This window comes from Butyrivibrio proteoclasticus P6B7, from assembly GCF_000622085.1.
GTDB lineage: Bacteria > Bacillota > Clostridia > Lachnospirales > Lachnospiraceae > Butyrivibrio > Butyrivibrio proteoclasticus_A.
The window spans coordinates 118515-133651 of sequence record NZ_JHWL01000005.1; the positions used below are offsets into that span (position 1 = coordinate 118515).

Annotated in this window: 13 protein-coding genes; 2 read left to right on the forward strand and 11 right to left on the reverse strand. The window is 42.3% G+C overall.

The features are described 5' to 3' along the window. Positions 1–175: 175 nt before the first annotated feature. Positions 176–466 (reverse strand): hypothetical protein, encoded by a 291-nt coding sequence (locus tag T541_RS0106435; protein ID WP_026651922.1) that lies wholly within the window; start codon positions 464–466, stop codon positions 176–178. A gap of 750 nt (positions 467–1216) precedes the next feature. Next, positions 1217–2104, reverse strand: a complete 888-nt coding sequence (locus T541_RS0106440; protein WP_026651923.1) for a hypothetical protein — start codon at positions 2102–2104, stop codon at positions 1217–1219. A gap of 445 nt (positions 2105–2549) precedes the next feature. Here T541_RS0106440 and T541_RS21355 point away from each other — a divergent pair, with 445 nt between their 5' ends. Then, positions 2550–2720 (forward strand): hypothetical protein, encoded by a 171-nt coding sequence (locus T541_RS21355; RefSeq protein WP_155839472.1) that lies wholly within the window; start codon positions 2550–2552, stop codon positions 2718–2720. 36 nt (positions 2721–2756) lie between these two features. Here the strand turns inward: T541_RS21355 and T541_RS0106450 are convergent, their stop codons facing one another. The 9 genes from T541_RS0106450 to T541_RS0106495 form a co-directional block, all read right to left on the reverse strand. Further along, positions 2757–3950 carry a pectin acetylesterase-family hydrolase gene (locus tag T541_RS0106450; protein ID WP_026651924.1) on the reverse strand — a complete coding sequence of 398 codons (1194 nt, stop codon included), beginning with the start codon at positions 3948–3950 and terminating at the stop codon, positions 2757–2759. After that, the gene (locus T541_RS0106455) at positions 3947–4612 is read right to left on the reverse strand and encodes a DUF6320 domain-containing protein (RefSeq protein WP_026651925.1); all 666 of its coding nucleotides are present in this window, start codon (positions 4610–4612) and stop codon (positions 3947–3949) included. Before T541_RS0106455 ends, T541_RS0106450 begins: the two co-directional genes overlap by 4 nt. A 1-nt stretch (position 4613) precedes the next feature. Beyond that, a complete protein-coding gene (locus T541_RS0106460; protein ID WP_026651926.1) occupies positions 4614–5885 on the reverse strand; it encodes a hypothetical protein in 1272 nt (423 codons plus the stop codon). A gap of 4 nt (positions 5886–5889) precedes the next feature. Continuing rightward, on the reverse strand, positions 5890–8562 hold the full coding sequence (locus T541_RS19010; RefSeq protein ID WP_081779877.1) for a right-handed parallel beta-helix repeat-containing protein: 2673 nt from the start codon (positions 8560–8562) through the stop codon (positions 5890–5892). Between the two features lie 231 nt (positions 8563–8793). After that, on the reverse strand, positions 8794–9945 hold the full coding sequence (locus T541_RS0106475) for a GGDEF domain-containing protein (RefSeq protein ID WP_026651927.1): 1152 nt from the start codon (positions 9943–9945) through the stop codon (positions 8794–8796). A gap of 113 nt (positions 9946–10058) precedes the next feature. After that, positions 10059–10331, reverse strand: a complete 273-nt coding sequence (locus T541_RS0106480; RefSeq protein WP_026651928.1) for a hypothetical protein — start codon at positions 10329–10331, stop codon at positions 10059–10061. Between the two features lie 23 nt (positions 10332–10354). Then, positions 10355–11650 carry a sensor domain-containing diguanylate cyclase gene (locus T541_RS0106485; RefSeq protein ID WP_026651929.1) on the reverse strand — a complete coding sequence of 432 codons (1296 nt, stop codon included), beginning with the start codon at positions 11648–11650 and terminating at the stop codon, positions 10355–10357. A gap of 3 nt (positions 11651–11653) precedes the next feature. Next, the gene (locus tag T541_RS0106490) at positions 11654–13309 is read right to left on the reverse strand and encodes an EAL domain-containing protein (RefSeq protein ID WP_026651930.1); all 1656 of its coding nucleotides are present in this window, start codon (positions 13307–13309) and stop codon (positions 11654–11656) included. A gap of 90 nt (positions 13310–13399) precedes the next feature. Further along, positions 13400–14098, reverse strand: coding sequence for a YggS family pyridoxal phosphate-dependent enzyme (locus T541_RS0106495; protein WP_026651932.1), 699 nt, complete (start codon positions 14096–14098; stop codon positions 13400–13402). Positions 14099–14236: 138 nt separating this feature from the next. On the opposite strand from T541_RS0106495, the gene T541_RS0106500 reads away from it, so the two are divergent. Then, on the forward strand, positions 14237–15109 hold the full coding sequence (locus T541_RS0106500; RefSeq protein ID WP_026651933.1) for a PilZ domain-containing protein: 873 nt from the start codon (positions 14237–14239) through the stop codon (positions 15107–15109). Positions 15110–15137 lie beyond the last annotated feature (28 nt).

A 15137-nucleotide genomic window follows, 5' to 3' on the forward strand; every position in this document is an offset into this window, starting at 1 on the left:
AAAACTTTATTATTTAATTTAGTTTCCCTCTCTAGGATTATCATATTACCCTCTTGTGCAAATTGCAATACTATAGATACAACAAGAGCCATTTTTTGTAGAAATTAACAAAAAATGACTCCAATTCTTGTGGATATGCTCTAATGCTTTTTCCAAAATGATTTATTCTCTATTCTTAGTTACCATTGTCAATGCCCATCATCATGGTGATTGCCTCCATAGCAACCTCATACATGGTAGACAGTTCCTTGGCTCCCTCGTCATCCTTTTCCGCAAGCTTACGATACTGGGTGGTGAAATATATGCGAGCCTGCTCTATCTGATTCTTGTTGATAACATGGCCGTTACAGTACATAACGCCTGTATCAACATTGTATTTACTAGAAGAAATATGAGCTTTCTGAGATTCCCCCATTCCCATGGAGGATGCTAATGAATGAATTAAGTCTTCTCTGCTCTGTGACATATATCCTTCCTTTCCCACAAGCCCTCTGGACTCGCAGTCGCTTTTTCATATATTTATTATATCCCATATCGTCACCACAGACAACGAGGATGTTACCATTCACAGTATTATATTATAACCATCGGCTTTGCCGCTCAGGTTCTGTTTTGTGTTGTAAGAGCGAGCCTCTATTTAAGAGCTTTCCAAAAGTGTTTCAAAAATCCTGCTTGCGAATTAACTGTCTGAGGTCAGGCTCTTAGTTTTTTACGGCAGGTGATTTTGATCTGGCTCGTTACAAAAAAGATGCGCATTTTCTCAGATGCTCCCGCAGGCTTTCTTTCAATGCGCATGCTGCACGATAATTACTTGCAGGGCGGATTATATTGCATGGCAATTGGAGCTTTGCTCCATAGGCAAAATAAAAAACGAGAATTTCCAAACTCCATGAGCTTGGAAATCTCGTTTCTTTTTTGCCGTAATGAGCGCTTTGCGCTCTTGCCATGTAATATAATCTTTTCGCCCTGCTTCAGACAATCGTTCGCATGCGCGTGAAAGCCTGACCTGGGAGCATTAGAAAATGGCACTTTTGTTGCCTATACTCGCCAGTATCAAAACACCCTGCCTTTAAAAATCTTAGAGCCTGACTGAGTTTTAATTCGCAGGATTTAGAAACACCTTTTGGAAAGCCTTAAATTGCGGCGAGCGAACCAACACAAAACAGAACCTGAGCGGCAAAGCCGATGGTTTCGCAATTCCCTGTAAATGGCAACCTCAATCTCCCACTGCCCTGTAGGCTGTGTAGTAGGTTTCTACTCTGTCGAAATGGTAGTAGGCATCGCCCTGTATATTGGCTGTTGTGAAGGGCGCCACGCAGACATCACCTGTGTTCTGGGGAATGAGCCAGATACAATCCACAAGTTCGTCCTTATCAAAGAAAAGAACGTAGGTATCAACCTTTACCTTGGTATCTCCTGTGTTATCTGCTGTTACAATAGCGCTGTTGCCACTAACCCTTGTGTATACTGCCACCTGATCTGAGGCATCCTCCTCATAGGGCTTTCTCTTTGTAATAGAAAACTCGTACATGGCAGGGAGCTTTCCCCCCAGTTCGTTCTTATCAAATCTTCCCTCAAACACGAAGCAGTCACCGTCCTTAACAACCTCCACTGTATTCTGGGAAATAGCCAGTTCTTCGCCGTTTTCATCTCTGGCTATGAACTTGCACTCGTATCTGCAAAGGTTCCCGGTCTTATTTCTTAGAACCAGAACCGGGTTACAGTTGTGATCATCCTCCCTGAAATACTGGGCAAGAATCATAGTCCCCACAGGAAGTCCACCGTAGGAAGGCATATCATCGTCGGAAGCTCCTATGTAGGTACTGGTGGAAGTTGCCTCCACCGTGTCTTCATTTTCTATATTTTCAAAGATGTCTCCCTCGTAGGAAACAAGGGAAGAAGCCACTCCGTCAGTTACATAATAAATGGCATCATCAGGGTTTGTGGCTACAGATCCCGCCTGGTCTGCACTTTCATACATTCCATAACCAGATGCGCCGCCCATAGTTCCACTTGCCAAAGCGCCGCCACTATCCTTCTTAACCATAAAAGACATATCAAATCCCAGTCTTTCATAGTTATCGTAAATTATCTGTGGAATCATTCGTAGCTTTTGCTCCTTCACATAGGGGCCGCTAAAACCATAGCTATTAAAGTACATAATAACGGGAAGAATTATTCCCACGGCGGAGATTGCCATAGCTCTTACTATATTTATAGACTTCTCCTGTAAAAGGAAATAAATACTCAGACAAAACACGAAAACAGAGGGGATTAGTCCCACTACTCCCAGAGATAGTATCAAACATATGATGGCTATGATCAAAACAAATAATGTTATATGCATGAAATTTCTCCTCATTTTCTGTGCATATTCAACAAAAATAGTTTCATCAAAAATGTCAATACTTGTATCAGATTTTTTTTGGACTACAATATATTGTAGTGATAAGAGTAAATGTAATTTTGAATTAATTATATCTTAATTTCATTACTTATTGTCATGTGTTTTATGAAATGTGTTTTCAATGTGAGGAGGGTATGAGAATATGAATAACGTTGCTGCATTACAGGCTCTTGATTCAAGAGTTATACGCAACATCCTTCGTTCAATGGCTAATGAGCACTGGTCTGTTGCAGAGGCTCTTGACGAGTACGATATTCCTGAAGAGCTTCGCGCTGATTATGAAGCTCAGATTGAAGATTGCTTCATAGATTGAAAACGACTTACTAACCTGCAACCTTATAGTTGCAGGTTATTTTTTCTTCTTAAGTAGGTCCATTCCTACATCGTAGACCCTTCCCTCCACAGCATCCATAAGCCACTTGCTCATGCCGATCCCGTCCTGGGTAAAGAAAGCAAAATGAGGCTCTCTTACGCTGGTATGAACGGTTCCGCCCATGGTAATAATAGGAATCTTCCAATCATCAATAAACATTCCAAACTCAGGAGTAAGGGCCTTAAGCTCCTTAACAAAGCCCTGCAATTGAACATAGAACTCCTTCTGTACATCCTGATCCGTGGCATATTTCTTACGAATGATATCGTTGTAATAGGCACTTAACAGATAGTCGTATATGGAGCTGGAATACAGATATTTAAACCTGTTTCCATACTGCTCATACAGGCTCTTATACCAGTCCAGAGTTATATTCTCAGAATGGATTGGCTTATATATGCTCTCCTTAGTCTTCCAGATACTCTTGGCGGTCTTTCTCCAGTGCTTGTAAAAGAGCTGTCCTGAATCGGAAAACAAAGTCACATTTTTTGTCTTTGGATAATAGTTATCCACAATCTCACCGGCAAGGGCAGGAACTGCAAAGGCTCCGGCGCTGTTACCTGCAATTAAAAGAGTCTTAGGGTTAGGAAATAGCTCTTTTGCCACCTTCATACTCTCAAGGAAATTCACATATCCGTGGAAATGAAGGATCTCATTGTTGCCCTCTTCCGAAGTGTACTCATAGTCGTTGTTACCAACGTGGAAATCTCCTGTGGCATAGGTTATTACCACAAAGCTATAGCCAGCAAAGGGATTCCTGTCAGGATTAAGGTCCGTGATGCCAACGTTGATATTCATGATCTGGGTAAAGGGACGAAGGTTATTCCAGTAGTAGTTGGGCATGTGGGCCGCAACCTTGCCGCCTGTAACAGGTCTTGCTGCTGTGTACTCGTTGTAGGCAACTCCCCCACCTGAGAAAAAGATGCAGAGCTTATCAGGGTCTCCAAGCTTAACATAGATGTAGTACTCAGAGCCATCTCCTGAAAGGCCCTTTTCTAAGGGCACTCTGTACCAGGTAAGCTTCTCTGGGTTCTTAGGAAGGTCCGGTGCCTTTCTGCTTTCGTCCTCCATGGCCTTTCCGATGGAGTTCTCCACAAAGTCTCCCACCTTGGATGCGAAAACCACGCCTCTTTTAAAATTATGTTTATTTAATCTGTTCTTAATACTCATACATTAAACATCTTCTGGGTAGCGTTCTTAAGGTCTCTAAATCTAAAGATCACCAGGGCTGCCGTAAGGATAAGATAAAAGGTAATGCTAAATACTGCAGGATAAATGAATCTGTTCTGACCCAGTCTTATGAAGATCATCTGGGAAAGAGCCATCAAAAGGTCAAAAACAATATAAAGAATATACTCATCAAGTCTTAGCTTAAGCATCTTAGCAATGGTGATGGTGGCAATAGCCAGGGCAACCAGTGTTGCAGGCACCATCCAGTGAAGGCTCCAGCCGTTAAAGCCTGTGGCCTTGTCGATATACACATCAACTATGATGGCTACGATAACCTCCCAGGTAATAACCTTGATCATGTTATTCTTAAGATAAATCGTGGTAATGAGTGTAAGCCATACCACCAGTGTTCCCAGTATCATGATTGGGAAGAAAGAAAACTGTCTTTGTGTCACGTAATGGAGGGCAAAGAAGATAATCTCCAGTGCCACAAACAAAAAGGTACACACCTTAATAAAGGTGATATTACTGATCTTTTTCTTTTTAAGAGTGGGAAATGCTGGTGAAAGCTCGCCCTCTACCTTCTTAAGCTGACTCTGACAAAGAGGACAACAGCTCTTTTCTCCTCTTATATTAACCTTGCATTTAGGACAAATCTGCATCTTAATCAAGCTCCTTATCGTAATCGTTAGTGCCAAGCTCCACCTCTATTCCAAGCTCCGTAAGGCATCTGAAGAAATTCAGCATAACCTTGTGGGTCTTGTAAGGAGAAACTTCGCCAAATACCATCTTGTCCTTATAAGAACAAACGCAGATCTGCTGCGATGAAGCGGTCATGAAGGCACTGAACCTGTCAATGTACTCTGACACCTCCTCAGGCATCTTGATCTGTCCAAGGTTAGACATGGAGCTGGTGACACCATCCTTGGCGGAGCGGTCAAAATAGCCAATTACCAGATCCTTGATAGGAAGAGGAACCATTCCTATGGCCAGATTGTGCTCAAGGGCCGCGTAGGAATTCATGGTCTTCTCGATATTCTCCGGTGAAAGCTTTTCTTTGAAATCCTTATCAACCTTGCTGATTATGGATTCCAGTTTGCCGTCATAGTCTGCTGCATTGTAATCAATATTGATAACTCCAAAAAAGTTCCTGGCTGTGCCGCTCTTAAAGAACTGGCGAAGGTTGACAGGAACACTTACGACAACAGGTCTTTTGGCCTGAAGTCTGTTCATGCCCTGGATAACGGCCTTGATATAAAGAGCTACGCAAAGAACTCCCACAGTTGTATTGTAATCGTGGGCAAGATTAAGGAATTTGGAGGAAGATACTGTTCCCTCAATGAGATGTGGCAACAGGTTATCATCAATCTCGCCAGCCACCTGATATGCCTTTTTGGATTTCATCTCATTGAGCTGCTTAAGGCCCTTTTGCTTGGAATAGAAATCCCTGAAGGCATCCACATTCTTTTCCTCAATGGAGAAGTCGTCTGAAGGCTTGATATCCACATCCAGATCATGTTTAAGCACAAGATACCTGGTCACCAGGTTCTTAAAGAACATGAAGGCTCCGGTTCCATCCGCAAGAACGTGGAACATCTCCAGATTGATCCTGTTATTAAAATAATTAACCCTGTAAAGAAGGCTCTTGTGGCCCTTGATATAAAGGGGAAGGCATGCCGGCGTATTCTCCAGCTCCACCTTGGCCTTAAGGTCACTGTCCTCTAAGTAATACCAGAAAATCCCCCTGTGAAGAACACAGTTAAAAAATGGGAACTCCTCAATAGTCTCATCCAGAGCCAACTGCAAAAGATCTGGATCAATGACCTCCTTTAGTTCGCAGGTAATCCTGAAGACCCTGGTATTAGCTCCCTTTGCTGTTGATGGAACAATCTTGGCTGCATTATCAAGCTTGTACCAGTTTGCTTTTCTCTCCATAAAATTATAAATGCTCCAATCTTTCAGTTACTATGTCCATGGCCCCTTTGTTCATGCGGTAGATAACATCCTCCAGGGATATGAACTTTTTATTTCTAATGAATTTGAGATACTTAGGTGTAAATCTCATCTTGATGCCCTTAGGCTCTATGCCGGTGTTGACCTTATCCTGAATGGATTCGCAGGTATCAGCAGGGTCATGGGTCATGCTCTTACTAAGAATGCACAAAAGAGTGCCTGCTGTGCGTACAAGGCCCTCGCAATTAGGATTGTCATTGACATCCAGAGACTGCATAGCTCCAACCGACCATTTCTTAAGCCTGTGGTAAATGCCGTACTCGCAATCCAGCTCCACAAGCCTCTCATTTATATTATCATAAAGCCAGACTTCGTTGCCCTTAACAAACATATCACTTACCTGGAAAAGCTCTCCCTCAAATGGGAAGGAAATTCCAGCATTGTCACAACCCGTCAGAAGAACATTGGCATTTATAGATGCCACAATGTCCTCTTCCTTAACCTCGAAGTCATCCTCATCTATAGTGAAGTTCGGAATTGTAGGGTTCTCTGGCTTCTCGTCCTCTTCCTGTTCAAAAGAGCTGTCTTTTTCCAGATCTTCAAGTCGGCCACTACCCTTCTGACTTACTCTGTACTTGCCAAAGCCCGGAGTCTGAACGGTAAATCTGTCAGTTCCGCACTCCTCAAAAGGTCCGGAAGCCGGGTGAATTCCGCGCTTGCGGCCAAAGTAATCCTTATCAAACATGATATAGCTTCCATCAGGATTTTCAAAGGCCTGTTCAGGCTCAAAGGCAGTACCTAAAAGACCTGTGCTGATAGGCTGTGTGAAATTCCTAGGAAGGAACTCATATAGATTGGTGTGAAGAGTATATCTTCCATCCTGATCATCTAAGTAAAGGCTTATCTTGTGATCCTTGTCCACATGGGCCATTGGCTCATTATCACAGCACCTTGCCCCGTTGTAATAGGCATTTCCTCCAAAGTAAACAGGAAGATGCTGATAATACATGTCATTGGAGCCTTCCCTTTGAACTGCACCCTTCTTAAACCTTGAGAAGTACTCAGCTGCAGAAGGATAGTTATTATATGGAATTGTTCCACAGATAAAGTTGTTCTTATCCACAGTATCTGCGTTTCTCTGGACACAATAATCCAGAAGGTCCTGTCTTACTGCCCTTTGAACGAAAATATTGTTATAGAATCTGGCATCTCCGTGAAGGATAGTCATAAAGCCCGCTATCTTAGTGGAATGTGGCAGGTGGTAAGGAGTGTATCTGTCAGTTGACAGTTCTTTTCCCCCATTATCCGTTCCGGTTCCCACATAGGTAAAAGAGCCGGCTATAAAATTGTGCACAAAGGCAATGCCCTGGGTACTGAGCCTTGCAGCCAGATCTGACAATAGCAGGTTGTGATCCACCAGTGTTGGGCCATGGGAAACCTCGATAAAGATGTCCTCACCAAGGGATAAAGGTGACTCCAGCACTGTGTTAAGAGGTGGAACATTGTCGTGGAGGAAGTTCTGGCTGATGCGGCTACCCTGAGCCTCCCAGTCAAGCCAGATACCTCTGTTACAGTGATCAATGTGATTGCGCCTTATAACAGTATCGATGGCAGCATGGAGCTTGATTCCAGCAACCTCTGCCCCGGTGATATTGTGCTTAATTCCGATATGATGAATGTGATTATCCTCGATAAGACTGAAGGCACCGCCCATATGGCCTACGATACCTGTCTGACCGCAGTCGTGGATATCACAGCGCCTTACTATGTGGGAGCCAACACTGTCCTTGTCCCAGCCTTCGTTGACAGCCTGGCACACGGCATCTCTCTGAGTCTGGGTTCCATCCTTTACCCAGGTGGTGGTCCACTTGTTATTACTGCCCTTCTGGAAGTACTTTCCAAGGGAAATACCACTACACTTAGACTGACAGATGTCGCAATCCTCGATTATCCAGCCCTTTGACCAGTTAGGGCCAATAAGTCCCTCCTGGAAAGCTGTTGGTGGTGCCCAGTTGGTGGCAGCCTGCCTTAAGGTAAAGCCAGACACTGTAATATAATCTATGCCGTTTGCCTCAGGGAAGAAGCAGGTCTTTCTAACTGAGATCTCAACGTTTTCTCTGTTAGGGTCCTTGCCCTGGAAGTTGGCATAAATAACTGTATTATTGTTATCCTGGGCTGTATACCACACCATGGTACTAAACTCTGGATCCCAGGACCTGTTATCTCTATTTGGATGAATGCAGGAAGCCAGGTCAAAGACCTCAGTCATGGCCCTTCCATCTATATAGACTTCGCCAAGATGGTTATCATCGCTGGTACCATCAAGCCAATCCCCGCATACATGCTCCTTAAAGGGGTTAAAGTCGCCAAAAAAGCTGTTAGGAATCTGGACTCTAAAGACATTTTCAAAGACTTCCCAGCCCTTAAGCTCCTCAGCTCCTGTAATAACAGCTTCGCCCCTTGCGGTACTAATAAAGCTTATTCTCTTATCTTCTGTTCCGGAAATGCAGGGAGTTACTCTCTCCCTGTAGATACCAGGCGCCACATAGACGGTATCACCTGGCTTTGCAACAGATGCAGCCTCCTGAATATACTTAAATGGATGCCCGATGGATCCATCGCCGCTTCTTAGAACATCCCCTGATACATAAAGTTGCATACTCCCTCCTATCTGCTTTAGCTTCAACTACTGATATGGACAAAAATACGCTCATTTAAATTATACCATAATTATTGCAGGGCTTATTGAATAAGGACCCTTGCAATAGTATACTGTTCCTATCAAATTTGGAGGTGCCAAGATGGCCAGAATGAAGTTTATATATGCTATAGCTATCCTAGCTGCCTTTATCCTTGCAGGCATAATAATAAACGTGGTCTCAAATCTCTTTTAGACCACGTTTACCTTTTTCTGTTTGTATAGGTCCGAGTCAGCCCTTGCGATAAATGACTGAAGCGGAATTGGTGATTCATAGTCATACTGCGCTATTCCAACACTTACTGACAGATTGTACTTATCAAGAGTATCCTCTGCTGCCTTCTTAACGGCATTTCTTATCTGATCTGAAAGCCATGTGGCCTCTGCTCTGTAGGCCATTTCAGCCACAACCACAAATTCATCGCCGCCATACCTTGCAACAAAGCATCTGCCTCTTGGTCCCTGGCATACACTCTTGATAGCATCGGCAACTCTTACCAGCGCTCTGTCTCCTTCCTTGTGTCCGTAGGTCTCATTGATATTCTTAAGCTTATCCACATCAACGATCAAAAGAAACAGGCTCATTCCATTTTCCTGGTCTTTGACTTTACTTACCAGGTATTTAAGCATCTGATTCCTGTTGTTGACCTGAGTAAGAGGATCTAAGGAGATCAGATTCTCAAGGCTTGTAATGTACATGTAGTAAACCGCCACAACAGCTCCATAGCACATAAATGGTATTCTCCAGTACAGAGCCTGTAAAACACCGAAGATAATAGGAGTTACAGGAAAAACGCCGATCATGAAATAGATGTTGCGCTCAGCGTATTTCTCTTTACTAAAGCCTCTGTAAAGAGCCTTGATAGAAGCGGCTATAAGATATCCGAAAGGTACAATAACGAGAATAACGTATAATCTACCGTTCTGAAGAATGTTGTTCTCATCAACATAATATACAAGACCTGTTCTGTAGGCGCTTATACACAAGATACTGGAAATCCAGGCAGGAAGACTTAACACTAGCCTGTTACTGTCATTCTCAATATATTTAACATTCTGAAGGATCTCAGAAATAACAAACCACAGATAAGCAGCAATACTAAGCAGCACATATGTAAATATATTGGAAATATACAGCATAGACCTGGTACTTGGAATCACAGAGCCATCCACAAGAGCCCAGAAAATCTCCGCAAAGAAGTAAAAAATCAATACAGTAACAAGCTTACCTAAGTAAACCTGAGATAACTGCTTATTAACGCCTTTGAAGATTTTAAATTGAACTATGCATAATAGAAATATACAAGCCGCATAGGCTTCTATATAGTAAAAGACATACCCCAAAATAGTAGCCTCCCAAACATTCAAGTAAGATAAATTTTATCACAATTTTTAGGCTATGGAACAGTATTGGCGAGAGTTTATATAATATTAATAAATTATCGCCGGAGGAGTATTTAGGCTCCGCCAGCGATAGCTTTCAAGGCTTCAAATTCTGAATCGTAGACCCCTCCCATGGCTTCAAGATCCTCCCAGGTATACCAGGCTCCGCTTAGCTGAACGCCGCGGATCGATATATCTGTAGCAATGACCATGAAGGGCTTATGGTTAACCACAATATAAGCTGTCCTGTTGATGCCAAAGGGAGTGACAAACACATGCCCTGTATCAATCAGGTGGTTAAGCTCATCTATGGTAACATTTTTAGAAAGCGGTTGAGTTCTATCCATAAATAATCCCCGTTTTTCTTACTTTATTCTGGAATGTATACGCTATATCTGGCCTTTCCTGCGCCCTTGGACTGATACAATGCCTGATCAGCCGTAGCATATAGCGATTCGTAGTCCTTACCATGGGCTGGAAATTCAGCTATTCCCATGGAGATAGATAAAATGTTTCTGGCTTCTTCCCTGGCGCACTGGTTCTTAACATCCTTCTGAAGCTTTTCTGCCATGGACTCCGCATCCTTGATATCCTTGATATCACCCATGAATATCATGAATTCGTCGCCACCAATTCTTCCAACCACATCCATTCCTTTAAAGTTCTTAAGGAGTGTCTTACCAATAGCTGCCAGAACATCATCACCTGTCATATGACCGTAAGTATCATTGATATTCTTAAAGTCATCCACATCAAGAAGAATAAGTGCTCCCTTCTTGGAATTAGCAGACAGATCTTCAATATACTTGTTGATAAGCTCTGTCGTTGCTCCCTTATTAAGAAGTCCTGTAAGGGAATCCTTGTCAGCTCTTAGCTTAAGTTCAATCTCCTCAAGCTTTTGATCATTTATGTCTGATACAAGGCCAAGAACATGGCTTACATAGCCCTCCTGACCCATGATGCTCATAATATTACATTTGTACCACTTATAGTCATCACTCTTGGTAAATGGAGCAACAGCCCTGTATTCAAAGGTATCCTGAATAGGCTTTTTCATAGCTCTTTTTATATTTCCTATAAAAAGATCCATATCTTCAGGATAGATACCAGAATTTTCCACCTTTTCAAGATAGTGATCCACCAGGAAATTACCTTCATGGATCCAGTCTTTACCGGCTCTCATCTCACATACATCGGTTCTGACGTTGTAGTCGAAGTTAACACCAATATCCATGAGCTTATTCATAAACTCATATTGATTTCTAAATTCTTCCTCGATCATCTTGCGCTCTGTAATATCAAGAAGAGTGCAGACAATCGTGTTATCCTTGCCATTCCTTTCATAGAGATTGCCTCTAAGGGAAAGCCAGGAAAGCTGTCCATCCAGAGTAACAAATCTTATTTCTTCCTCGGCAGAGCCATTATCTGCTATAACATCCTTAAGCCACTGCCTCATAAGAGGCAGGTCATCTGGAATAATAACCTTGGCAGCATTGTTGATCAGCATCATTCCTGCCGGTTTGCTTACTGACAGCATTCTAAAGAAGCCGTCGTTGACATATTTCAAATCAACAGCCTTAGTATCAGAGTTATACGAAAATACGCAAAAACCGCCGATGAAGTTGTCTGCAATCTGAGCAAGAAGCTCTGGATCAAACTTGTCCATAGACTATTTCCTGTTCAAAAGTGGGTTCTCTTTTAACTCATCTATAGTAAGTGGTGTGGCGTACATAAATCCCTGGAGATATGTAGCACCATAACTGCTTACAAGGTCAGCGACTCTTCTTTCTTCAATACCCTCCACTGTACTGTGAACACCAATTTCTCTCATGGCGTTTATTATGGATCTTACCATGGTCCTTGCCTTCTCACTTACAAGAAGCTCATCCAAAAATGCCTTATCAATCTTAACTCCATCAAGCTGGAGCTTAATTATATTCTCAACAGATGCAGATCCCTTTCCGTAGTCATCCATATAAACTTCAATACCCTTGGTCCTAAAGTAATTGATCTCATTGTTAAGAAAGCTGGTATCTAAGAGTCTGCACCTTTCTGTAAGCTCAATAACAAGATTCTCAGCTGGAAAATCCAGTTCCTTAAGAATTTTATCAAGGTCAGTTCTAAACTCTTTTCTCTTAAGCTGAACATATGAAAGGTTAACACTTATCTTGGTATATTGATTTATCGGAAGTACGTATTTCTTATAGTCAGAAAGAGCTGTCTTTATTACCCAAAGACCCAGCTCATAGAAAAGAGGATCTTTTTCAAGCCATTCAATAAAGTCTCTTGGAGACACCTCGCCGTATGGAAACCTGTTCCATCTTATAAGGGCCTCTACTCCCACAATCTGCTCATTCTTAGCATCAACCACAGGCTGATAGCGCAGGTAAAATCCCTTAAAGTCATCGATGATACTATTTCGAAGGGCATTGATGATAGCGATTCTCTCAAATTTAGATCCCCTTCTGGTAACATTAAATACCACCAGCTCACCATAATTCTCATTATTGGACTCGTTGAGAGCCATGATGGCATTAGAGTAAACAGCTGATACGTCGGATTTGGTGTTATTAACATCAGTGCAGGCGCCGGCAAGGATCAGCGTGATATGGTTATTATCCACGAACACATCTCTCTTTGCGTAGTTTTTAAGCTCTTCATAGATCTTTTTAAGACCGGGAGTCTTCTCCTCCACTGAAACAATGGCAAATCTTGCTCCGCCCAGGTAAAAGATGTCACAAGTATCCAGATAAGTAACTGCCTTGGTAGCCATAACCCTTATCAGGAAGTTGCCATATTCATAACCATATACATTGTTTATTTCGTCAATTTCACAGATTTTGAACACTAAAATGGAATATTTTTGATTATCTTCCTGGTAGGACTTAAGGCAGCTCATAAGCTTAGCCTTGGAATATACTCCTGTGTTGGGGTCAATATCCTTGGCAATGCCGTAATCTTCTATGGTTCCTGCAAAGTAAAGATTATTCCCTTCCTCATCCTTGATAACGTATCCCTTACACATACAGGGAACGTACTTACCTTCCTTATCCATGGCCCTATAGAGAAGCTCGTGAGATTCGCTCTTTCCACTAAAAATATCTTCTATAGATTTGATATAGGCCTCTTTATCGTCGGGATGAATATGCTCAGTCCAGATATCTCCGGCACCTTCCATGAATTCAGAAGGAAGTCCAAAGCGCTCTACTGCCTGCTTAGACCATCTTGAATAATCCTTTTGCATATCACACAAAAAGACATATCTGTTGTCCGAAGAATTGGCAAAGGCCTCAAAAATTTTCCCAACCAGCGCAATTTTATCCATTTTTACCTCGAAAACACAGAAAAATAAAAAATGCCACAGAGTATAAATTTATTATACTCTCTGGCATAATTAGTGTAAATTCGTTTATATTTATTTAATATTTGCGTAATTTCGTTCGCCGAATATACCGGTTCCAACCCTTACAAATGTAGCTCCCTCCTCAATTGCGACCTGATAGTCGCCAGTCATTCCCATGGAGAGCTGATCCATTTTTACATTTGGAATGTCAAGGGCATTTATCTCATCCTTAAGCTCCCTTAATCCCTTAAAATAAACTCTGTTACTCTCAGGATCCTCTGTGTAAGGGGCTATGGTCATAAGACCTCTGATACGCATGTGCTTGTTATCTGCTATCTCTTTTACAAAAGGGATTACCTCATCCTTAGAAAGGCCAAACTTAGTCTCCTCATCTGCCATGTTGACCTCAATAAGAACGTCCATGACGATATCTGCCTTGGCACACTGCTTCTCGACCTCATCTGCCAGCTTCTTGTTATCAACAGAGTGGATCATGCAGACTCTTCCAGGAAGATACTTAACCTTATTGGCCTGAAGGTGACCTATCATGTGCCAGTTAAGAGGCTCCTTGATCTCTTCAGTCTTATCCTTGATCTCCTGAACCTTGTTCTCACCAAATACAGTTATTCCGCAGTCCATTGCCTGTCTAATGTCGCTAACGGGCTTAGTCTTACTGACTGCAATAAGTGTTACGCTACTACGGTCTCTACCAGCCTTTTCGCAGGCTGCTACAATGTTCTTTTCTACTATTTCAAGGTTTTCTCTTATCATGTAATGTCTCCAATGCATAAAATAGGCGCTTTGCCTAATTGATTATAACACTTTATCCCATCTATGTCGTATAATATAATGTAGTGGATATGAGATTTTCTTATTTGGGACGATTACTTGTAATTGAGGGGAAACAATATGAACGTCAACGACATTTCAAATGGTTCAGAGGTTAAGATCTTTGCTTCCATATCTGGCCACGGAATAGTCCTTATGACCCAGGCGATATTTGGGGTATCAGCCGGGCTTCTTGTTAAGCCAATGGAATACTTTGGTAAATACATGCAGCTCCTTGAACCTTCTCAGGTTGAGATTCGCAACAAGAGAGACGGCCGCGTGTATAAGTTTATGTCCACTTCTATTGCCCCTGTTAAAACAAGATATGGTAATTTCCACCTTATCAGATGTTCCTCCAAGCTAGAGCCTGAGAACTCCAGAAAGGCTGAGAGATTTGCCATTGAAAAGCTTGGTCTTTTTGCTGTAAACGGCAACACCCTTAATCTTAAGAACTGCATAGTTCACGATGTTTCTCTAAGAGGAATTTCACTTATAATTGACCCAAGTACCAAGGTTAAGATCGGAGACCAGATTGATGTTAAGTTCAGATATGGGGCTACGCTCCACAGCTACGAACTGACTACCACCGTCGTAAGATTTTTTACCGTAAAAGAAAGACCGGCTATCGGATGCTCCATCTCTAACCTGAACGTGGATCTCATCAGTCTTCTTAGTGCCAAGAAGAACGAGAAGTATCCTCCTATTGAAGCGGTACCAGAGGTTAATCTTAATCCTGAAGTATCTGAAACTCAGCAGATCATGGAGGTTGAAGAGGATATTGCCAAGCAGCTCATTCCAGAAAAGCCCCGTGGATCAAGGGTTTCAGAAAATCCATTGGATCCGGCTAACTTAGAGCACATCGAGCGCAAGACTCTTCGCCAAAAGAATAAAGAAGAAAAGATGGCTCAGCAGGCCAAGGAAATTGAGAACCTGCTTGATCTTAGAGATATTTAAATAAAAGGTCACTGGGAAATCCCAGTGG

Bases quoted from the DNA above. Each gene is read 5' to 3' on its own strand.
- T541_RS0106435 (WP_026651922.1), bottom strand. From the start codon at position 466: ATGTCACAGAGCAGAGAAGACTTAATTCATTCATTAGCATCCTCCATG.
- T541_RS0106440 (WP_026651923.1), bottom strand. From the start codon at position 2,104: ATGATTCCACAGATAATTTACGATAACTATGAAAGACTGGGATTTGAT.
- T541_RS21355 (WP_155839472.1), top strand. From the start codon at position 2,550: ATGAATAACGTTGCTGCATTACAGGCTCTTGATTCAAGAGTTATACGC.
- T541_RS0106450 (WP_026651924.1), bottom strand. From the start codon at position 3,950: ATGAGTATTAAGAACAGATTAAATAAACATAATTTTAAAAGAGGCGTG.
- T541_RS0106455 (WP_026651925.1), bottom strand. From the start codon at position 4,612: ATGCAGATTTGTCCTAAATGCAAGGTTAATATAAGAGGAGAAAAGAGC.
- T541_RS0106460 (WP_026651926.1), bottom strand. From the start codon at position 5,885: ATGGAGAGAAAAGCAAACTGGTACAAGCTTGATAATGCAGCCAAGATT.
- T541_RS19010 (WP_081779877.1), bottom strand. From the start codon at position 8,562: ATGCAACTTTATGTATCAGGGGATGTTCTAAGAAGCGGCGATGGATCC.
- T541_RS0106480 (WP_026651928.1), bottom strand. From the start codon at position 10,331: ATGGATAGAACTCAACCGCTTTCTAAAAATGTTACCATAGATGAGCTT.
- T541_RS0106485 (WP_026651929.1), bottom strand. From the start codon at position 11,650: ATGGACAAGTTTGATCCAGAGCTTCTTGCTCAGATTGCAGACAACTTC.
- T541_RS0106490 (WP_026651930.1), bottom strand. From the start codon at position 13,309: ATGGATAAAATTGCGCTGGTTGGGAAAATTTTTGAGGCCTTTGCCAAT.
- T541_RS0106495 (WP_026651932.1), bottom strand. From the start codon at position 14,098: ATGATAAGAGAAAACCTTGAAATAGTAGAAAAGAACATTGTAGCAGCC.
- T541_RS0106500 (WP_026651933.1), top strand. From the start codon at position 14,237: ATGAACGTCAACGACATTTCAAATGGTTCAGAGGTTAAGATCTTTGCT.